At 64.4% G+C, this 19,469-nt stretch carries 21 protein-coding genes and 1 tRNA gene; 9 read left to right on the forward strand and 13 right to left on the reverse strand.

Annotation, left to right across the window (positions count from 1 at the left end):
* Positions 1-3: 3 nt before the first annotated feature.
* Entirely contained in the window at positions 4-1,314 is a 1,311-nt protein-coding gene (locus tag G7044_RS12195) for an NAD(P)/FAD-dependent oxidoreductase (RefSeq protein ID WP_166329233.1), read from the forward strand.
* A gap of 39 nt (positions 1,315-1,353) precedes the next feature.
* On the opposite strand, the gene G7044_RS12200 is transcribed toward G7044_RS12195, so the two are convergent.
* The 3 genes from G7044_RS12200 to rlmB form a co-directional block, all read right to left on the reverse strand.
* Positions 1,354-1,773, reverse strand: a complete 420-nt coding sequence (locus G7044_RS12200) for a CoA-binding protein (protein ID WP_166329235.1) — start codon at positions 1,771-1,773, stop codon at positions 1,354-1,356.
* Between the two features lie 192 nt (positions 1,774-1,965).
* A complete protein-coding gene (locus G7044_RS12205) occupies positions 1,966-2,388 on the reverse strand; it encodes a YHS domain-containing (seleno)protein (protein ID WP_166329237.1) in 423 nt (140 codons plus the stop codon).
* A gap of 73 nt (positions 2,389-2,461) precedes the next feature.
* Positions 2,462-3,262: a 23S rRNA (guanosine(2251)-2'-O)-methyltransferase RlmB gene (gene rlmB, locus G7044_RS12210; RefSeq protein ID WP_166329239.1), complete on the reverse strand. Its 801-nt coding sequence runs from the start codon at positions 3,260-3,262 to the stop codon at positions 2,462-2,464.
* Between the two features lie 131 nt (positions 3,263-3,393).
* Between rlmB and G7044_RS12215 the strand changes: the two genes are divergently transcribed.
* Positions 3,394-3,477: transfer RNA gene (locus G7044_RS12215), tRNA-Tyr, on the forward strand.
* Between the two features lie 23 nt (positions 3,478-3,500).
* On the opposite strand, the gene G7044_RS18010 is transcribed toward G7044_RS12215, so the two are convergent.
* On the reverse strand, positions 3,501-4,040 hold the full coding sequence (locus tag G7044_RS18010) for a hypothetical protein (RefSeq protein WP_235931302.1): 540 nt from the start codon (positions 4,038-4,040) through the stop codon (positions 3,501-3,503).
* Between the two features lie 33 nt (positions 4,041-4,073).
* On the opposite strand from G7044_RS18010, the gene G7044_RS12220 reads away from it, so the two are divergent.
* Positions 4,074-4,874, forward strand: a complete 801-nt coding sequence (locus tag G7044_RS12220; protein ID WP_328803851.1) for a hypothetical protein — start codon at positions 4,074-4,076, stop codon at positions 4,872-4,874.
* Here the strand turns inward: G7044_RS12220 and G7044_RS12225 are convergent.
* Complete coding sequence (locus G7044_RS12225; RefSeq protein WP_166329241.1) at positions 4,846-5,211, reverse strand: hypothetical protein; 366 nt, start codon at positions 5,209-5,211, stop codon at positions 4,846-4,848. The genes G7044_RS12220 and G7044_RS12225 overlap by 29 nt on opposite strands.
* Before the next feature lie 81 nt (positions 5,212-5,292).
* Entirely contained in the window at positions 5,293-8,280 is a 2,988-nt protein-coding gene (gene ileS / locus G7044_RS12230; RefSeq protein WP_166329243.1) for an isoleucine--tRNA ligase, read from the reverse strand.
* Between the two features lie 209 nt (positions 8,281-8,489).
* Here ileS and G7044_RS12235 point away from each other — a divergent pair, with 209 nt between their 5' ends.
* Positions 8,490-9,323: a DUF6635 family protein gene (locus G7044_RS12235; RefSeq protein WP_235931283.1), complete on the forward strand. Its 834-nt coding sequence runs from the start codon at positions 8,490-8,492 to the stop codon at positions 9,321-9,323.
* On the opposite strand, the gene queF is transcribed toward G7044_RS12235, so the two are convergent.
* A complete protein-coding gene (queF, locus tag G7044_RS12240; protein ID WP_166329245.1) occupies positions 9,320-9,781 on the reverse strand; it encodes a preQ(1) synthase in 462 nt (153 codons plus the stop codon). The genes G7044_RS12235 and queF overlap by 4 nt on opposite strands.
* Positions 9,782-9,928: 147 nt before the next feature.
* Between queF and G7044_RS12245 the strand changes: the two genes are divergently transcribed.
* The 3 genes from G7044_RS12245 (at position 9,929) to G7044_RS12255 (ending at position 11,718) form a co-directional block, all read left to right on the forward strand.
* Positions 9,929-10,834 (forward strand): DMT family transporter, encoded by a 906-nt coding sequence (locus tag G7044_RS12245; RefSeq protein ID WP_166329247.1) that lies wholly within the window; start codon positions 9,929-9,931, stop codon positions 10,832-10,834.
* Positions 10,835-10,941: 107 nt separating this feature from the next.
* On the forward strand, positions 10,942-11,346 hold the full coding sequence (locus G7044_RS12250) for a group III truncated hemoglobin (protein WP_166329248.1): 405 nt from the start codon (positions 10,942-10,944) through the stop codon (positions 11,344-11,346).
* A 48-nt stretch (positions 11,347-11,394) separates the two neighbouring features.
* On the forward strand, positions 11,395-11,718 hold the full coding sequence (locus G7044_RS12255; RefSeq protein ID WP_166329249.1) for a VOC family protein: 324 nt from the start codon (positions 11,395-11,397) through the stop codon (positions 11,716-11,718).
* On the opposite strand, the gene rnr is transcribed toward G7044_RS12255, so the two are convergent.
* From rnr to G7044_RS12275, 4 genes are read right to left on the reverse strand one after another with little or no spacing between them, the layout of a single operon-like run.
* Positions 11,715-13,970: a ribonuclease R gene (rnr, locus tag G7044_RS12260; RefSeq protein WP_166329446.1), complete on the reverse strand. Its 2,256-nt coding sequence runs from the start codon at positions 13,968-13,970 to the stop codon at positions 11,715-11,717. The genes G7044_RS12255 and rnr overlap by 4 nt on opposite strands.
* Before the next feature lie 52 nt (positions 13,971-14,022).
* Positions 14,023-14,436: a GNAT family N-acetyltransferase gene (locus G7044_RS12265; protein ID WP_166329250.1), complete on the reverse strand. Its 414-nt coding sequence runs from the start codon at positions 14,434-14,436 to the stop codon at positions 14,023-14,025.
* Entirely contained in the window at positions 14,433-15,578 is a 1,146-nt protein-coding gene (gene dapE, locus G7044_RS12270; protein WP_166329251.1) for a succinyl-diaminopimelate desuccinylase, read from the reverse strand. The genes G7044_RS12265 and dapE overlap by 4 nt, the downstream gene beginning before the upstream one ends.
* Before the next feature lie 31 nt (positions 15,579-15,609).
* Positions 15,610-16,377: a sulfite exporter TauE/SafE family protein gene (locus G7044_RS12275; protein WP_166329252.1), complete on the reverse strand. Its 768-nt coding sequence runs from the start codon at positions 16,375-16,377 to the stop codon at positions 15,610-15,612.
* Positions 16,378-16,671: 294 nt separating this feature from the next.
* On the opposite strand from G7044_RS12275, the gene G7044_RS12280 reads away from it, so the two are divergent.
* A complete protein-coding gene (locus tag G7044_RS12280; protein ID WP_166329253.1) occupies positions 16,672-17,145 on the forward strand; it encodes an META domain-containing protein in 474 nt (157 codons plus the stop codon).
* Between the two features lie 2 nt (positions 17,146-17,147).
* On the opposite strand, the gene G7044_RS12285 is transcribed toward G7044_RS12280, so the two are convergent.
* A complete protein-coding gene (locus tag G7044_RS12285) occupies positions 17,148-17,606 on the reverse strand; it encodes an Lrp/AsnC family transcriptional regulator (RefSeq protein ID WP_328803854.1) in 459 nt (152 codons plus the stop codon).
* A 187-nt stretch (positions 17,607-17,793) separates the two neighbouring features.
* Between G7044_RS12285 and ald the strand changes: the two genes are divergently transcribed.
* Positions 17,794-18,909, forward strand: a complete 1,116-nt coding sequence (gene ald, locus G7044_RS12290) for an alanine dehydrogenase (protein WP_166329256.1) — start codon at positions 17,794-17,796, stop codon at positions 18,907-18,909.
* A gap of 81 nt (positions 18,910-18,990) precedes the next feature.
* Here ald and mscL read toward each other — a convergent pair whose 3' ends face one another.
* Positions 18,991-19,425 carry a large conductance mechanosensitive channel protein MscL gene (gene mscL / locus G7044_RS12295; RefSeq protein ID WP_166329258.1) on the reverse strand — a complete coding sequence of 145 codons (435 nt, stop codon included), beginning with the start codon at positions 19,423-19,425 and terminating at the stop codon, positions 18,991-18,993.
* Between the last annotated feature and the right edge of the window lie 44 nt (positions 19,426-19,469).

Raw genomic sequence — 19,469 nt, forward strand, 5'->3', positions numbered from 1 at the left:
AAGATGGACCTGCTGTTTTCAAACGACCGCCACGGTGCCTATCCGCCCTCGGTCTATGCCGATCAGGTGACGCCCTTGCCGCCCTTCCCGGCCTTGCAGGGTGCCACGCGCGCCGATGTCTGCGTGGTCGGCGGCGGCTATACCGGGCTGTCGGCAGCGTTGCATCTGGCACAGGCAGGTTATCAGGTCGCGCTGCTGGAAGCGCATCGCGTGGGCTTCGGCGCCTCGGGCCGCAATGGTGGGCAGCTGGGTTCGGGCCAGCGGCTGGATGTCGAGGAACTGGAAACCATCGCCGGCAAGGAAGGCGCGCAACGGCTGTGGTCCATGGCCGAGGAGGCCAAGCGCCTGACCCGCGACCTTGCCACCCGCGCAGGCGTTCCGGTCCGTGACGGCGTGGCCCATGCCTTCCGCAAACCGGCCGAACTCGACGCCGCGCGCCAGCATATCGAACACCTCGCCCGCCACTACGACTATGACCGTATCGAAGCCTTCGCCGCCGAACCCTTCCGCGCCATCCTGCCGTCAGCCGCCTATTGCGGCGGCGAACTGGACCACGGCGCGGGGCATCTGAACCCGCTGGCGCTGGCGCTTGGCATGGCGCGATTGGCGCGGGCGGCGGGCGCGCAGATCTTCGAAATGTCGCATGTCCGCCATATCACCCATGCGCAAACTGCGACCGGCAAGACGGTGGTCCAGACCGATCGCGGGCAGATCAGTTGCGATCAGGTGATCCTTGCCGGGAACGGCTACCTTGGCGATCTGTCGCGCAAGGTCGCGGCGCGGGTGATGCCGATCAACAATTTCATTGTCGCGACCGCACCCCTGGGCGACCGCGCGGCCGAGGTTCTGACCCGCGACATCGCCGTGCATGACACGAAATTCGTGGTGAATTACTGGCGGCTGGACGAGGAAACCCGGCTGATCTTCGGCGGGGGTGAAAATGTCAGCTATCGCTTCCCGACCGATATCGCTGCCAAGGTGCGCAAGCCGCTGGCGCAGATCTATCCGCAATTGGCCGATATCCCCTTCACCCATGCCTGGGGCGGCACGCTGGCGATCACCATGAACCGCCTGCCCTGCTTTATCCGCCCAGCACCGAATGCGCTGTCTGCCAGCGGATTTTCGGGCCATGGCGTGGCATTGGCGACGCTGGCCGGCAAGCAGATGGCGGATGCGGTGGCGGGCCAGACGCAGGGCTTCGACACCATGGCCGCCCTGCCCAGCCCTGCCTTTCCCGGCGGGGCGATGCTGCGTTGGCCGATGCTGGTCGCAGGGATGAGCTGGTACGCCCTGCGCGACCGGCTGGGGTTCTGATCCGGCATAGTCAGCGGGGGCGGCGCCCCCCGCGACGCATCAGCCGAGGCGCGGATATTCGATCTTCGGGCAGCGGTCCTGCACCACGATCTTGCCGGCAGCCTCTGCCCGCGCGGCGGCCTCGTCATGGGTCACGCCCAATTGCATCCAGATCACCTTGAGGTCGGGCAGCACGGTCAGCGCCTCGTCGACGATGGCGGGCACGGCCTCCGGGCGGCGAAAGATATCGACCATATCGACCTTCGCATCGGCCGGGATCGAGGTGAGGTCCGCATAGACCGTCTCGCCCAGGATCTGTTCGCCGGCATGCCCGGGATTGACCGGAATGATGCGATTGCCAAGGCCCTGCAGGTATCGCGCGACTCCCCAGCTTGGGCGGTCGGATTTCGGCGACAGGCCGACAATGGCGATCACGCTTGTCGCGTCCTTGATGCGGCGGAACAGTTCTGCTTCGGTCATGAAATTCTCCTCGGGCGCGACCTTTTCATAGAAAAAGCGCCCGGTCCAGAAGACCGGGCGCAAGTCGCGGAACGAGGGACAGTGATCTGAGCGCGGCCGTTCCGTGGCAACGCGCCCGTGCTATCAATATGGACCCCGATTCGGGAATTCCAAGGGCCTTCGCGCTTTCGTGATTAATTGCGACGGGAAAATTCAGGGTCTGAGCTTCAGGAACATGCCCTTGGCCTGCATCAGCATGTCGCGGGGATGCGACAGCAGCTCGCGCCGACGCCCCTCGCTGCCGACGAAATAGACCCGCTGGCCGATGGTCACGAATTGGCGCGGATCGCCGGGCTCGGACCGGCCCTCGCTCAGCGCGACCACGCAAAGCCCGTCGAAGCCGGGCGTATAGGCGCGGGGGTTCGCTTCGAACAGGGCGCGGTTGGCTTCGGTTTCGAAATGATACTCGCGGCCGCGCCATGTGGTCACGATATCACCGCGCCCCGGCACCGCACGTTCCTGGGTCACATAGGCGACCGGGTCAAAGCCGCCAAGCGCCCAGCTTTCAGCGAATGCCGGCAGTGGAAGCGTCAGCAGCAGGGCGACGAAGGTGGTGGTCAGACGGTTGGCAATCATCGGTTCGGATCATGTCAGGCTCATACTGACATGGCACCCGGCAGTTGACCTGTCCATGATTCGGGGGGTGACCTCAAGTCGATTTGAAACGACGTGTTGCAGCATAGAGAGCCGCGGCAGCCGCATTTGACACGTTCAGCGACCCGAATTGCCCCGCAAATGGGATCTTCGCCAGATAGTCGCAGGTCTCGCGGGTCTTTTCGCGCAGGCCGGGGCCTTCGGCGCCAAGGACCAGACAGATCGGCCGGCCATCCACCAGATCCAGCACGTCGTCCAGTTCGGCATCGGTTTCACCGGCAAGCCCGATGGTGACGAAACCCGCCGCCTTCAACGCCTCCAGCCCGTCCGAAAGATTGGTGATGCGCAGATAGGGTTGGCGTTCCAGCGCGCCGGACGCGGTCTTGGCCAACGCCCCGGTTTCCGGGGCGGTATGCCGGGCCGGTGCGATCACCGCGCGGGCGCCGAATACCTCGGCAGAGCGCAGGATCGCGCCGACATTATGGGGATCGGTCACCCGGTCCAGCGCAACCATCAGTGGCAGCCCCTCGCCCGCGATGGCCACCTCGTCCAGCTTGCCCCAGTTCAGCGGCCGCACCTCCAGCGCAGCGCCCTGGTGGACGCTGTCGGGCGGCAGGCCGACGGTCTTGTCGAAGACGCGGGCGTCGATGATCTCCGGCTCCATCCCGGCGGTGTCGCCCAGCCGGTCGAGCGCGTTTTTCGTCACCACCAGCCGCAGTTTTTCGCGGGCGGGATTCGCAAGCGCGTCGCGCACGGCATGCAGGCCGAACAGCCAGATCGTTTCGGCGGCCGAGGCCTTCTTCGCGCGTTCCTTCGCGATCACCCAATCCGGCTTGCGGCTTTTGTTTTCGGCCATTTGCATCCCCTTTTGCAGCCCTTCTGCGCCATCCCGCCCCTTGCGTGCAAGCCCATCCGAATTTCTGGCCGATTCCCGCTTGACGCCCCCCGCGCACAGCCTTATTCCACCCCCCACGCCGAAGGCTCGGCGGGCGACGTGCTGCAAGGTGCGGCAGCGGACTGTAACTCCGCCGGGGAGACCCATGCCTGGTTCGATTCCAGGGTCGCCCACCACTTTCCCTGAAAATTTCTCGATATCAACGAAGTGGTGTCACACCGCGATGCTGCTTGGCGCGATTTGTCGGTGCTTGGCGGTTTTTCCGGGCGAATAAAACCGCTAGACCCGGGAAAACCATCTTGATCTGGCCGCACGCATGAACAATTCCGAAAAGCCCAGCCTGACCGACGCCGAAAAGGCCGCACGACGCGCCAAGAATGCCGCCAATCGTGCACGACGCGAGGCCAAGGCGGCGGAAGCTGCGCAGGCAGCAGGAAAAGCGCGCGGGACGGGCAAGAATCCGCCTGCCCAAGCGGGCGAGCCCCGAAAATCGCACAAAAATGCGGAAAATTTCGTCGATGCCGCGGCCCGATCGGCGAAAATCAGCCGAAAACGACCCAATCCAGACAATAAAAACAAAACCCAGACGGCCCCCTTCAACATTCTGATTGTCGCTCAGGCTGGCCGTTTGGAATGCGAGGCCCTGCTTTTCACCGAATCCCTGCGCGCCAACGCCCCTGACTGGGCTGGCCGGCTGATCGTCGCCGAGCCGCTGGAAGACGGCGCCTGGTCGGGCCATCGGACCCGCCTGTCAGAAGCCAGCCGCACCGCTTTGGCCGCGCGCGGCGCCGAGATTCTGCCCTTCACCGCCCACCATTTCGGTGCCGCCTATCCGCATGGCAACAAGATCGAGGCGCTGTCCCTTCTGCCGCCGGGCGAGAACTTCGTCTTTTTCGACAGTGACACGCTGATCACCGGGCCGCTGGACCAGGTTGCCTTTGATTTCTCCCGTCCCGCAGCCTCGATGCGGCGCGAGGGGACATGGCCTGCGCCGCCGCTTTACGGGCCGGGTTACGGCGATATCTGGAAATCGCTTTATGACCGCTTCGGGCTGGATTACGCCGCCACGCTGGACCTGACCCAGCCGGACGAGCATTGGGAGCGTTACCTGTATTTCAACGCCGGCTGGTTCTTCGGATCCGACCCGGCGCAGTTCGCACAGCGCTTTCTGGACTGGGCGACGGCGATCCGCAGCGAGCCGGGCGATGCACTCGCCTCGCAAGAACTGTACCCCTGGCTGGACCAGGTGGTGCTGCCGCTGGTGATCCACAGCCTTGGCGGCGGTCGGCCGGGGCCGGAGCTGGCGGGTCTGGACGGCGAGATCACCTGCCACTGGCGCAATCTGCCGCTGCTTTATGCCCGCGAGGATGATGACGCCGTCGAAACGCTGGAACGCGCCGCTTCGGCACCCGATATTCAAGCGGCGCTGCAAGGATGGGAGCCGGCGGCGCGGCTGATCTATCAGGGCAATGGTCGCGACAAGCTGCGCCCGGCCATCGACCGCGCGCACCTGCCCTTGCGCGAACGCGCCTTGCGGCAGAGCATCAAGCGGGCGGGATGGTGGCTGGTGTGACCGGTCGGGCAATTGTCAGCCGGGCATAGCCAAGCAACACAACAGCACCGATCAAGGCGATGGGTCCGGTCAGCGGATGGGCCAGCGACAACAGCACCCAAAGCGGCGCAATAATGGCCGCGGGTGCGAAGAAGCCTGCCATTCCTACGGAAACCGTAAGAACCAGCGCCAGCGCGGCGATGCCGATATCGCGCAGAAGCCCCCTCCAGCCGGGTCGCCCCAGCCGGTCGATGACAAACCACCCGGCGACCGCGCCCAACAAGGCAATGACCAGCACCAGAATCTGATCGCAACGGACCAGCGGCTTGTCGGGCCAACCGCCGGTCACCCAAATCATCGCGCCAGGCGACAGCCCCCAGATAGCCGATGACCGCCGCACCCGATTGGCGGGGGCAGCGGTCAGGCCGGATCGGCGGCCTTAGACACCTGCCTTGGTCAGGACCGCGTCGCAGCGGGCACAGGTGCCCGGATGCTTATGCGTGCCGACATCGGGCAGTATCTTCCAGCAGCGTTCGCATTTCGCGCCTTCGGCAGGCTCAAAGACGACTCCGACACCTTCGATATCGGGCATGCGGAAGGCCTCGGCCGGGATCGGGTCGGCGGTCAGCGAAAGATCCGAAGTGATGCAGATATCGGTGAAATTCACCGATTTCAGCGCCTTCAGCATCGCATCGTCGCGGACATGCACGACCGGCGCGGCTTCCAGCGACGCCCCGATGGTCTTGTCGGCGCGCTTCACCTCCAACGCCGCGGTGACGGCGCGGCGGGCGCGGCGCACGCCTTCCCATTTCAGCGCCAGCGGTTCGTTCAGCCAATCCGCGGGTGTTTCCGGGAAATCGTGCAGATGCACGCTGTCGTCGTCAGACGGGAATCGCGACAGCCAGACATCCTCCATCGTGAAGGGCAGGATCGGGGCCAGCCAGGTGACAAGGCGATGGAACAGCAGATCAAGCACCGTCCGCGCGGAACGGCGGCGGATGCTGTCTGGCCCGTCGCAATACAGAGCATCCTTGCGGATGTCGAAATAGAAGCTCGACAGGTCTACCGTCGCGAACTGGAACAGCGCCTGGAACACGCCCTGGAAGTCATAGGCGTCGTAGCCCTGCCGGACGCGGTGATCCAGTTGCGCAAGGCGGTGCAGCACCCATTGCTCCAGTTCCGGCATATCCTCGGGCGCGATGCGTTCGGCATCGGTGAAACCGGACAGGTTCCCCAGCATGAAGCGCAGCGTGTTGCGCAGCCGGCGATAGCTGTCGGCGGTGCCTTTCAGGATCTCCGGCCCGATGCGCTGATCGGCGGTATAGTCCACCTGCGCCACCCAGAGCCGCAGGATATCCGCGCCATATTGCTTGATGACCTCAGCGGGCACGATGGTATTGCCAAGCGATTTGGACATTTTCATGCCCTTCTCGTCCAGCGTGAAGCCATGCGTCAGCACACCACGATAGGGCGCACGGCCCTTGGTGGCCGAGGCCTGCAGCAGCGAGGAATGGAACCAGCCGCGATGCTGGTCGGTGCCTTCCAGATAAAGATCAGCGATCCCGTCGGGGCTGCCGTCCGCCCGGTCACGGATCACGAAGGCATGGGTCGAGCCGGAATCGAACCACACATCAAGCACGTCCATGACCTGATCGTATTCGTCCGGGTTCACGATCCCGTCCAACATCTGCTGCTTGAAGCCCTCGCGATACCAGACGTCTGCGCCTTCGGCCTCGAACGCCTCGACGATGCGCTTGTTGACGGCCGGATCGCGCAGCAGGAAATCGGCATCGGTCGGCTTCGCACCTTTCTTCACGAAAGTGGTCAGCGGCACACCCCAGGCGCGCTGCCGCGACAGCACCCAGTCGGGGCGGTTTTCCACCATGCTGAAGATGCGGTTCCGCCCCGTCTGCGGCGTCCACTTCACCAGTTGGTCGATGCTGGTCAGGGCGCGGCTACGGATGGTCTTGCCATATTCGTCCATGCCATCGCCCAGATCCTTGTCGATGGCGGCGAACCATTGCGGCGTGTTGCGATAGATCAGCGGCGCCTTGGAACGCCAGCTATGCGGATAGCTGTGCTTGACCTTGCCCTTGGCCAGAAGCTTGCCCGCCCATGCGAGGTTCTTGATGACGCTGACATTAGCCGGGCCGTCCTTGCCATCGGGCTGGATGATCGCCTCGCCCCCGAAGATCGGCAGGTCCTTGCGATAGCTGCCATCGGGTTCAACGTTATAGGTCATCGGCAGGCCATGCTTCAGGCCAAGCTGATAGTCGTCATCACCGTGGCTGGGCGCGGTATGCACAAAGCCCGTTCCCGCGTCGTCGGTGACGTGATCGCCGGGGAGCAACGGAACTATGAAGTTCCAGTTGTTGCCGTCGTCGTCCTGTCCCTCGACCAGCCCATCGAACGGATGTGCCAGTTGCAGGTCTTCAAGGACTGACGCCGGCACATCATATTGCCTCGTCAGGCTTTCTATTTTCGCAGCCTGCCGGACATTGTCGGCGAGTTTGTCCGCAAGAATCAGGACCTCTCCCGCCGTCGCCATCGAGCCTTCCGAAACGGTGTCAACCTGATAGGCACCATACGAGATGTCAGGGCTAAATGCGACGGCACGGTTTTGCGGTATAGTCCACGGTGTCGTCGTCCAGATTACGACCGATGCTCCTTGAAGCTTTACATGAAGATCCGTGTCCGGCAGCTTTATCGGCTCGTCACCATAAGCTGGCGGAGTTGATTTATCGATTGCGACCCAACCATCAACCGGAAACCGCACCCAGATCGTGTGGCTGGTATGGTCGTGATACTCGACCTCGGCCTCGGCCAAAGCGGTCTTTTCGACCGGCGACCACATCACCGGCTTCGACCCCTGATACAGCGAGCCGTTCATCAGCAGCTTCATGAACTCCTCGGCGATGACCGCCTCGGCGTGGTAATTCATGGTCAGATAGGGATCGTCCCATTTGCCGGTGACGCCAAGCCGCTTGAACTCGTCGCGCTGCACGCCGACCCAGTGATCGGCAAAGCGGCGGCATTCCTGACGGAACTCGACCGTGTCGACAGTGTCCTTGTCGACGCCCTTCTGGCGATACTGTTCCTCGATCTTCCATTCGATGGGCAGGCCGTGGCAGTCCCAGCCGGGGACATAGCGCGCGTCGCGGCCCATCATCTGCTGGGAGCGGGTGATGAAGTCCTTCAGCACCTTGTTCAGCGCGTGACCGATATGCAGGTTGCCGTTCGCATAGGGGGGGCCGTCATGCAGGATGAAGGGCTTTCGCCCCTCGCCCTTGGCACGCAGCGTGTCATAGATGTTCAGCCGCGCCCAACGGTCCAGCCATTCCGGTTCGCGCTGCGGCAGGCCGGCGCGCATCGGAAAATCGGTTTCGGGCAGGAAAACGGTGTCGCGGTAGTCGGGGGTATCGCTCATCGGCGGGAATCCTTCAGGGGGTAGATCAGGCATGCGAAATCCCGGCGGCGAGGAACCCCTACGCCGCCGGGCGGATAATTCGTATGATCCGGCCCGTTCTGAACATGCTGCGCTATATAAAAAGCACAGGCCGGGGCTGCAAGCGGAGTTGGCACTTGCCCGGCCGCGCGCAGCACCTATCTGCAAGGAACACGCCCCTGCGGACATGAATGATGCCCCAACCCGCCCCTGCCCGCTTCGACATGGCGCGCGAAACCGCAGTCAACCGCTTTGTCCGCGCCCGTTATGGGCTGCGCGGCACCTTGGCGCTGCACCGCGAGGCGCTTGGCTGGGATCTGCTGCGCGCCCCGCTGAACGTGGCGCTGTCGCCCCTGTTCCTGCTGGTGCGGCTGTTGGGTGGGCTGTTGTCGATGCTTGGCGCGAAACGGGCGGGCGCGTGGCTGAAGTCGCGCCAGATCTTCCTGACCTCTGACGTGGCCCGCCGGATTGAGGCAGACGTGACCCGCCTGACCGAGGATCTGACCGCGCAGGGTGTCGGCCCAAAGGCCGACCGCCAAGTCGTCCGCGCCGAAATCGCCGCACATGCCGAGACGCGGAACGCGGTGGCCGAAATCACCACCTCTCTGCTGGTGCTGGCGGCGGGGCTGTTCCTGTTTAAACGGGCGACTCCGGGCGTCATTTCGCTGGCCGGGCCATTGGCAGAGTTCCGCGCGCATGGCACTGCCGTGCAGGATTTCTGGCTGGGCGAACGGCTGGGAGGGGCGTGGTACTGGGCCTTCCCGGTCGAGCTGTCGCCCTGGGCTGTCATCCTGACCGGAGTCGTTCTGGCCGTGTTGGCCTCGCTCGCCACGACATTCGCGGGGCTGGTCGCCGATCCGTTCCAGCTGGCCACCGGCACCCATCGCCGGCGGCTGATGCGCATGTATGCAAAGCTGGACCGGGCCGACGCCACGCAATCGGGCGGGCTGGCTCGCGAACACCTGCTGGCGCGGCTGGGCGATCTGTCCGACGCGGCGATCAGCCTGCTGCGCGTCTGGCGTTAGCCGCGCCCGCGATAGGTGGCGACGCCCTGATCGGGCAGCCAGATGCCCTCGGGCACTGCCCCAGTCTGCCAGAACACGTCGATTGGCATGCCCCCGCGCGGATACCAGTATCCACCGATCCGCAGCCAGCGGGGGGCCAGCGTTTCAACCAGCCGCTTGCCGATGGTCACGGTGCAATCCTCGTGAAAGGCGCCGTGATTGCGGAACGACCCGAGGAACAGCTTCAGCGATTTCGATTCCACCAGCCAGTCGCCCGGCACATAGTCGATCACCAGATGGGCAAAATCGGGCTGTCCGGTCATCGGGCACAGGCTGGTAAATTCGGGCTGGGTGAAGCGCACGACGTAACCCTCGCCCGCCTGCGGGTTCGGGACGCGTTCCAGCACGGCCTCATCGGGGTTGGCGGGCAGCTTCGTGTCCTGACCAAGCTGGGTCAGATTGTCTGTGTAATGCGGCATGTCTGCTCCTGTTTTGTCCGGGTGGGCTGCGACCGGGTGCGGCGGGCATAGCAGCCCTGCCAGCGCAGGTCAAAGCGAGGTCAGATCGGGTGTTGTCAATTCCGAATGTTCGCAGCAATGTAGCAGCGATTTCAGCAGGATACATTCATGAGCTATGCCCCACCGGTAGAAAGCCCGAACAGTGGCATCGGCCTGCGCCTGCTGGCGGCCTTTCTGATCACCGCCATGTCGGCGCTGATCCGCGAGGCCTCGGACAAGGCCACGCTGGGGCAAATCATCTTCTGGCGCTCGTCCATCGCGATCATTCCGATCTGCATTTACATGGCGATCCGCGGCCAGTTTCCGGCTGCGCTGCGCACCCGCCGCCCCGGCGCGCATGTTCTGCGCGGCATGCTGGGGGCCTCTGCGATGGCGCTGTCCTTTATCTCGCTGGCCTATTTGCCCGTCGCCTATGCCGAGGCATTGGGCTTTCTTGGCCCGGTCCTGTCCCTGCCCGTTGCCGCCTATTTCCTGCGCGAGCGGATTACCGCATGGCTGGTCGCGTCCGTCACACTTGGCTTTGCCGGCGTCATCGCGATCCTGTGGGAAGGGATGGCCATGCCGGGCGAGGGCGCGATGATCGGCATCGCTGCGGGGCTGGGCCTGTCGGTGCTGACAGCAATCTACAGGGTCTATGTGAAGACCATGACGCGAACGGAAAGCACCGCCACGATTTCCTTTTATTTCGCGCTGTTCACGACCTTTGTCGGCCTTGCGACGCTGCCCTTCGGCTGGAAAAGCCTGGACCTTTATGCGACCTCGGTACTGATCGGGGCCGGTCTTCTGGGCGGGCTTGCCCATATCGCCGCGATCGAAGCGATGGCGCGGGCGCCGGTCTCACTTCTCGCTCCTTTTGAGTTCACTGCACTCGTCTGGGCCGTCATCTTTGATTTCGTGCTGTTCGCGACGCTGCCCGGTGTGCCGGGCTGGGTCGGGATCATCGCGATCACGCTGGCGGGGCTGATGGTTGTGATCCCGCCAGAGCGGTTGTTTCGGCCTCGGCGCTCTCTTTGACGACAGCCAGCACAAAGCCATGGCCGCGCAATGGCATGGCTCAGCATGCCGCGACTGCGACAATCCCAACCCTTGCCGCGCTGCCCCGACAACGCCATCTAGACGACATGAGCATTCCGCCCCGCTTTAACGTGACCCCCGAACAGATCGACCGCGTGGTCGCGGTCTTTTACGCGGCCATCCGCCGGCACGAGGTGCTTGGCCCGATCTTCGCGAACCATGTCACCGACTGGCCCGCGCATGAGGAAAAGATCGCCCGTTTCTGGCGCAACGCGATCCTGTATGAGCGCAGCTATGACGGCAATCCGATGCGCGCCCATATGCAGGCGGGCGACGTGCGGGCCGAACATTTCGCGCCATGGCTGATGCTGTTCGATGAAACCCTGCTTCGCACCCTGCCCGAGGATGCGGCCGCCGGCTGGTCGGCGTTGGCGCACCGCATCGGCGGCGGTCTGCGCATGGGGGTCGAGGATCTGCGCGAACGCAGCGACGGGCCACCTATCTTGCGTTAACAGGGAAACAGGCGCAGAACGAATGGCGAACACTTAAGGAGATTCGCCATGAAGATCGACTATATCGAATTCGCCTCGCCCGACCTGCCCGCGACGCAGGAATTCTTCGCCAAGGCCTTCGGCTGGGGCTTCAAGGATTACGGGCCGTCCTATCAGGAACTGGTGGAAGCTGGCATCTCGGGCGGGATTTCGGATGCACCGCTGGCCCCGCCGCTGGTGATCCTGAAAACCGACGATCTGGAGGCAGCGCTCGCCAAAGTCAGCGAGGCCGGGGCTGAAATCACCGAGGAGATCTTCGATTTCCCCGGCGGCCGTCGCTTTCACTTCCGCGAACCGGGCGGCAATGAAATGGCGGTCTGGTCCGAAGCCTAACCCCGGCGCTGCCGCTTTGCCTTCTTCGCCGCCGCCCGTGCCTTTGATTTGACCTGCGCGGGCCGGCGGCGCACGCCCCTGCCCCGCCGCGTCTTTGGCCTTTGGGCGATTGCGCTGCCCTCCAGCTCCAGAAGCTCAAGGATCAGCCCGCCGGTCAGGGGCGAGGCTTCGGCCAGACGCACCAGCACCCGCTGACCGATACCGATTTCCAAGCCCGTTTCCGCGCCGATCAACTGCTGCGCCTCGCGGTCATGGTGGAAATATTCGTTGCCGATCTCGCGGATTGGGATCAGCCCGTCGGCGCCGGTTTCGTCCAGCTTCACGAAGGCGCCGAATTTCTGCACGCCGCTGATCCGGCCGGTCATTTCGCTGCCGACACGTTCCGCCAGATAGGCCGCCAGATAACGGTCGGTGGTGTCGCGCTCTGCCTCCATGCTGCGGCGTTCGGTGTTGGAGATCTGCGTCGCCGTGTCAGACAGGTTTTCAATGTCCCACTCCGACAACCCGTCCTTGCCCCAGCCGTGACCCAGGATCAGCGCCCGGTGCACGATCAGGTCGGAATAGCGGCGGATCGGGCTGGTGAAATGGGCGTAATTCTTCAGCGCCAGTCCGAAATGGCCGAAATTGTCCGGGCTGTAATAGGCCTGCGTCATCGAGCGCAATGTGGACATGTTGATCAGCTCGTCGAAATCGGTGCCCTCGGCCTGCGCCAGCAGCCGGTTCAGGTGGCTGGTATGCAGCACCTGCCCCTTCGCCAGATTGAAGCCCGAGGCCTGCGCCACCTCGCGCAGGGCATCCAGCTTTTCCAGCGTCGGTTCTTCGTGGACGCGGAACAGCAGCGGGCGTTTCAGGCGGTTCAATTCCTCGGCGGCGGCGACGTTCGCCAGCACCATGAATTCCTCGATCAGCTTGTGGGCGTCGAAGCGGTCCTTGAAATTCACCGATTTGACACGGCCGTCATCGGTCAGCTCGATCCGGCGTTCCGGCAGGTCCAGATCCAGCGGCTGGCGACGGGCGCGCGCGCCCTTCAGCAGATCATAAGCCTGCCATAGCGGCTTGATCGCGTCGTCCATCAGGGGCGCTGTCGCCTCGTCGGGGTTGCCGTCTGCCGCCGCCTGCGCCTGTTCGTAGGAAAGGCTCGCGCGGGACCGCATCATGCCGCGATGGAAGTCATGGCCGATCTTGTTGCCCTGCGCATCCAGCCGCATCCTGACGGCCAGCACGGCGCGGTCGACGCCTTCATGCAGGCTGCACAGGTCGCCCGACAGCACATCGGGCAGCATCGGCACCACGCGGTCGGGGAAATAGGTCGAGTTGCCCCGCTTTCGCGCCTCACGATCCAGTGCGCTGCCGGGGGTGACGTAATAGGCCACATCGGCAATCGCGACCCACAGGATCATCCCGCCCGGATTTTTCGGGTCAGTATCCGGCATCGCTGCCACCGCATCGTCACGGTCGCGCGCATCGGCGGGGTCGATGGTCAGCAGCGGAAGGTCGCGCAGATCCTCGCGGCCCTTCATGGTCGCGGGCTTCTTGGCGTCGGCCTCGGCAATCACCTCGTCCGGGAAATCGTCGGGGATATTGTGCTGGTGAATGGCGATCAGGCTGACGGCGCGCGGCGCGGACGGATCGCCCAGCCGGTCGGTGATACGCGCCTGCGGCAGGCCCATGCGGCCCTTGGGACCAGCCTGTTCGGCCTCGACCAGTTCGCCATCCTGCGCGCCGAAGCTGTCGGCCTCGCGCACGCGCCATTCGCGGTCGGCGCCCTTGTCGATGGGCATGATCCGGCCGCCCTCGGCGTTCTTGCGGAAGATGCCGACGATCTTGTGCTTGGCCTCGCCGATGCGGCGGATCAGCCGGGCGATATAGTCTTGATCCTCGCCGCGTTCCTCGATCAGCCGGGCCAGGAAGCGGTCGCCCTTACCCAGCGCCGGGTCGGCTTCGCGCGGCCGATAGAGGATGCGAGGGGGCGGTCCGTCGCCACGCAGTTCCAGCGGGCGCACGAAGATGTCGCCTTGCCCGTCAGGGGGCAGCAGTTCGACAACCGTGACCGGCGGCAGATGTTCGGCATCGCGATAGGACTTGCGGCGACGCTCCAACCGGCCCTCTTGGGCCAGTTCCTTCAGCAGGCGCTTCAGCTCGATCTTCTCGGCCCCCTTGACGCCGAAAGCCTTGGCAATATCGCGCTTGGCGGCGGCGTCGGGGTGTTCCGCCACCCAGTCCAGAATTTGCTGCTTGCTCGGCAATGCCATGGTCGTCCTTTCGCCGGGCGAGGGCCCGGTCAGCGCGTTCCCGTCAGGGGTATCAGAGTTCCAGCACCATGTCGCGATGCGGAATGCCTGCATCGGGGTATTCGGGGCCGTAGGCCAAGAAACCCAGCTTTTCATAGAAGGGGATCGCATAGCATTGCGAGGACAGCTTGACCTTCGCCGCCCCCTGCGCGCGCAACGCGTCAATGGCGCCGCGCATGATCGCGGCCCCTGCCCCAGTGCCACGCGCCTGCGCCAGCACACAGACGCGGCCGACTTTGCCCACACCGTCATTCAGGAAAATCCGCGCCGTCGCCACCGCAACGCCGTCCTGCCAGCCCAGCAGATGCTGCGCCTGATCGTCCAGATCGTCGATCTCCTCGGCCTCGGGGACACCCTGTTCTTCGATGAAGACGGTCCGGCGCAGGGTCAGGCAGGTGTCCAGATCGTCGGTCAGTTCAACTTTCATGCGAAATACTCCGTCAGGATGCGCTGATAGACGCGCTTCAGGGCGCGGACCTGATCGGCGGGGACGCGTTCGTCAACCTCGTGCATGAAACGGCCGACAAGGCCGAATTCCACCACCGGGCAATGGTCCTTGACGAAACGCGCGTCCGAGGTTCCGCCCGAGGTCGAAAGGATCGGCTGCACCCCGGTTTCGGCCTCGACCACGCCGCGCACAAGATCGACGAAGGGGCCGGGCTGGGTCACGAAGGCCATGCCAGAGACATCGGGCACCAGCGTGATCGTCACTCCGGTTTCGGCGCTGACAGCGGCCGCGCGCGCCTGCAGATCGGCGTCAAGGCTTTCGGGCGTATGCAAGTCGTTGAAGCGGATGTTGAACACCGCCGTCGCGCGTTCCGGCACCACGTTCGAGGCCGCGTTGCCGCAGTCAACGGTCGTCACCTGCAGCCCCGAGGGATCGAAATGGTCGGTGCCCGCGTCCAGCGGGGCCGAGGCCAGCTGATCCAGGAACCGGCACAGCGCATGCAGCGGGTTGCGCACCCGGCTGGGATAGGCGGCATGGCCCTGAACCCCCGTCGCGGTGACGCGGTAAGTGACCGATCCGCGCCGGCCGATCTTCATCATTTCGCCAAATGTGGCGGGGTTCGACGGCTCGCCCACGATGCAGACATCCATCGCCTCGCCCTGCGCATCCATCCAGTCGAGAATGGCGGTAGTGCCGTCACGGCCGGCGCCTTCCTCGTCCCCGGTGATGGTCAGGATGACCGCGCCGTCCGTGGGCGGGGTTTCGGTGACAAAGTCGATGGCGGCGGAAACAAAGGCCGCGACGCCCGATTTCATGTCGGTGGCGCCGCGCCCCCAGATCATGCCGTCCTCGTCAAGGTGGCCGGAAAACGGCGGATGGGTCCAGCTGCCCAGATTGCCCGGCGGCACGACGTCGGTATGGCCGTTGAAGCCGAAGCTCCGCGCGGCACCCTTTGCACCCCAGCGGGCGAACAGGTTCGGGATGCCGTTGCGATCGGGGCGCGAGACCTCAAAGCCCGCGGCGCGCAGCCGGTCGGCCAGCAGGGTCAGCGCGCCCGCCTCCTCGGGCGTGACCGAGGGGCAGCGGATCAGTTCAGCGGTCAGTTCGGCGGCATCGGTCATGGCGGGCTCCTGTTTGGCCATAGGGATAGGGTCAGCCCGCCAGAAGTTCCAGCCCGCGCCGCACCAGATTAAGCCCGCTGAAGACCAGCAGCACCAGCGTCCAGCGGCGGAACTGCGCCACGTCCAGCCGGTCATGCACGCGCAGCCCGACGATCATGCCGACCACGCCCGGCACCACAAGCACGGCAGACAGTGGCAGCGTCTGCGCGTTCAGGACGCCCGATCCCAGATGCGCGAAGGTCAGCACCACCGCGCCCATCAGGAACACCACGCCCTGCACCCGCATCTGTTCGGCCTTGGGCGCGCCCACCGACAGCAGGTAGACGATCAGCGGCGGCCCCCAGATGCCCGAGATCCCGCCATACAGGCCGCCGATGATGCCGGTGATGATCTCGGCCCGGCGTGCGTGATGGATGGGCAGCACCATCGGACGCCCCGACAATTGCCAGATCGCAAAGGCCACAATGGGGATGCCCAGCAGCAGATACATCAGGCTTTGTGGGACCGCGGTGATGAAGGCTGCCGAGACGAGGATGAAGATCGCCACCATGGCGATGTGCCAGCGATAGCGCCGGACTGACCCCAGGGCCGCCCCCATGCCCTGCCGTCCGGCCTGCATCACATTCGTCACCAGCGTCGGCAGGATCAGCGCCGCCAGCGCCAGCTTGGGCGGCAGCACCGAGGCAAAGGCCGACATCATGATCATCGGCATGGCAAAGCCCACCGCGCCCTTGACGAAGCCGGCGAACAGCGTGACCGCGAAGACGAACCAGAAGATGCTGGAATCAAGGCCGAACATGGCCCGCAGCCTAGCGCGGCCCAAGGTCGTCGCAACAAGGATTTGGCGCGATTTCGTGACAAGTCCGCAACAGGCGCGACGATTCCGCAACGTGGCCGCCATACGCCAACACCCGCGGCAAAACCCGCGCCGACGCCCGCAGTGCCTTGATTATCCTTGTTCCAAGCCTCCAAATCCGCGCCGCGAAACATTGCAAAACAGCGCGATTGCTGACATATCAGTGAGTTGACGGTAAATGCCCGCGATGCAATCCCCCTTTCAATGTTATCGATTCGTTAACCCGGAGATGCTGCCATGTTCCGCCAACTGACCGCTGCCGCGCTTGCGACGCTTGCCCTTGCAGCTTGTGAGCCGACCCCGTCCACCCCGGACGAGCCCTACTCCACGATCCCGACCGGCGATTACGTGCTGTTCAATATCGGCGGTGAGGTGCTGAGCGTGCGCCACACCACCATGAACATCCAGCCGACGCAAATGACCGGCCGCACCGGCTGCAACAACTTCGTCGTCCCGGTTTCCGGCACGCCGCCGGAATTCGTCGCTGGTGAGATCCAGACCGCTGGCCAGACCTGCCGCTGGAGCAATCAGGAAACCAAGTTCTTCAACGCTCTGCGTCAGGCCAGCAAGATCAGCTATGAAGACGGCGTTCTGCGCATCTCGGGCGGGCCGGACACGCTGACCTTCGAATACGGCCATCTGGCAACCCCGGCCGGCCCGATCGGGCGCAACCTGAACCCGAACGAAACCGCCAAGGCCGGCGGCCAGTAAATCTAAAGCGAGAGGGCCGTGGTTTCCGCCACGGTCCTCAGCGCAAAAGACGAATGCATCTGCGCCACGCCCGGCAGGCGGGTCAGATATTCACGATGGATACGGGCGAAATCGTCCGTATCCGCCACTGCCAGCTTCAGCAGATAATCCGCCGTGCCCGCCATCAGGTGACATTCCAGAAGGTCCGGGATGGTGCGCACGCCACGCTCGAACGCCTCCAGCAGCTCGGTCGCCTGCCCGGACAGGGTGATTTCCACAAAGACCGTACTGAGTCGCGCCAGCTTTCGCCGATCCAGCAGCGCCGTATAGGCACGGATAAAGCCGTCCTGTTCCAGCCGCTGTACCCGCCGATGACAGGCCGAGGCCGACAGGTTCACCCGGGCCGCAAGATCGGCATTCGTGATTCGACCGTCCTTCTGCAAAATCGCCAGAATCCGGCGATCTATCGCGTCGATTTCGATCATACCGAAGATTTCCCCGATCAACTCTGAATACCACGCAAGATTCTTCGATCAATCACCATGTGCAAGCAAAACTTCCGCAGGAATTTTCGCCAGTTCCGTGTCAGCCTAGTGCCAAGGCCCTGCAACGGGTCACCCCACCCAGGAGAGACCCGCGACAGGTCGCCCCAGACAGGAGAGATACGTCATGCTGATCGGTTGCCCGACTGAAATCAAACCCCAGGAATTTCGCGTCGGCCTGACCCCCGCCGCCGCAAGCGAGGCGATCCATCGTGGCCACAAGGCGCTGATCCAGTCCGGTGCCGGGCTGGGCGCCGGCTTCACCGACGACGACTATCTTGCTGTCGGGGCGGAAATCGCACCCGACGCAAAGACCGTTTTCGACCGCGCCGAGATGATCGTGAAGGTGAAAGAGCCGCAGGCACCGGAGCGCGCGATGCTGCGCCGGGGTCAGTTGCTGTTTACCTATCTGCACCTCGCCCCCGATCCCGACCAGACCCGCGACCTGTTGGACAGCGGCGTGACGGCCATCGCTTATGAGGTCGTCACCGATGCGCGCGGCGGCCTGCCCCTGCTGGCACCGATGTCCGAGGTCGCGGGCCGGCTTGCCCCGCAGGCAGGGGCCTGGGCCTTGCAGAAGGCCAATGGCGGCGAAGGCGTGCTGCTGGGCGGCGTGCCCGGCGTGCGCCCGGCCAATGTCGTCATTATCGGCGGCGGCGTGGTGGGCACGGCGGCCGCTCGTGTTGCAGCCGGGATGGGCGCGAATGTCACCGTTCTGGACCGGTCGGTGCCGCGGCTATCCTATCTGGACGACATCTTCATGGGCCGGCTGACCACCCAATACGCCACCGCCGCCGCGACGGCAGAGCTGCTGCCGCAGGCGGACATGGTCATCGGCGCGGTGCTGATCCCCGGCGCTGCTGCGCCGAAGCTGATCAGCCGCGCTCAGCTGGGGCTGATGAAGCCCGGCGCGGTGCTGGTCGACGTGGCCATCGACCAAGGCGGTTGCTTTGAAACCTCGCGCCCGACCACCCATCAGGATCCGATCTATGATGTCGACGGCATCATCCATTACTGCGTCGCCAACATGCCCGGCGCGGTGCCGCGCACCTCGACCCAGGCGCTTGGCAATGCCACCCTGCCCTTCGTTCTGGCACTTGCCGACAAGGGCTGGCGGCAGGCGCTGCACGACGATGTCCACCTGCGCGCCGGCCTGTCGACGCATGAGGGCAAGCTGACCTCACCGCCGGTCGGCGCGGCGCTGAACATCCCCGCCGTCAAGCCCGAGGCGGTCATTTCCTGATCGCCCCGAGCTGACACAACGCTGCGGCAACGAAAAAGGCGCGCCGGATTGGCGCGCCTTTCCTTTGGTCAAACGGTCGGATCAAACGGTCGGACGGGCGCGCAGCTCGTCGCGGATCTGGGCCAGCAGTTCCTCGGCGGTCGGGCCGGCGGCTGCTTCTTCGGCCTTGGGCTTCGATGCCGCGTCCTTGACACGGTTCACGCCCTTGACCAGCAGGAAGACCACAAAGGCGATGATCAGGAAGTTGATCACGGCGGAAATGAACGCCCCATAGGCGAAGACGTTCGCGCCCGCATCACGAGCTGCCTGCAGCGAGGCACCTTCCGGCGCCGTACCCGAAAGCACGAAATACTTGCTGGAGAAGTCCGTTCCCCCGGTGATCAGACCGATGATCGGGTTGATCAGGTCTGCCACCAACGATGTTACGATGGCCGTGAAGGCGGCACCGATGATGATACCCACAGCCATGTCCATGACATTGCCGCGGGCGATGAACTCCTTGAACTCTTTGATCATGCGTTTAACCTTTCCCTCGTTCGCGCGTAGATGCGGCCGCTTAT

Origin of the sequence: Paracoccus xiamenensis (assembly GCF_011308835.1) — a bacterium.
Lineage (GTDB): Bacteria > Pseudomonadota > Alphaproteobacteria > Rhodobacterales > Rhodobacteraceae > Paracoccus > Paracoccus xiamenensis.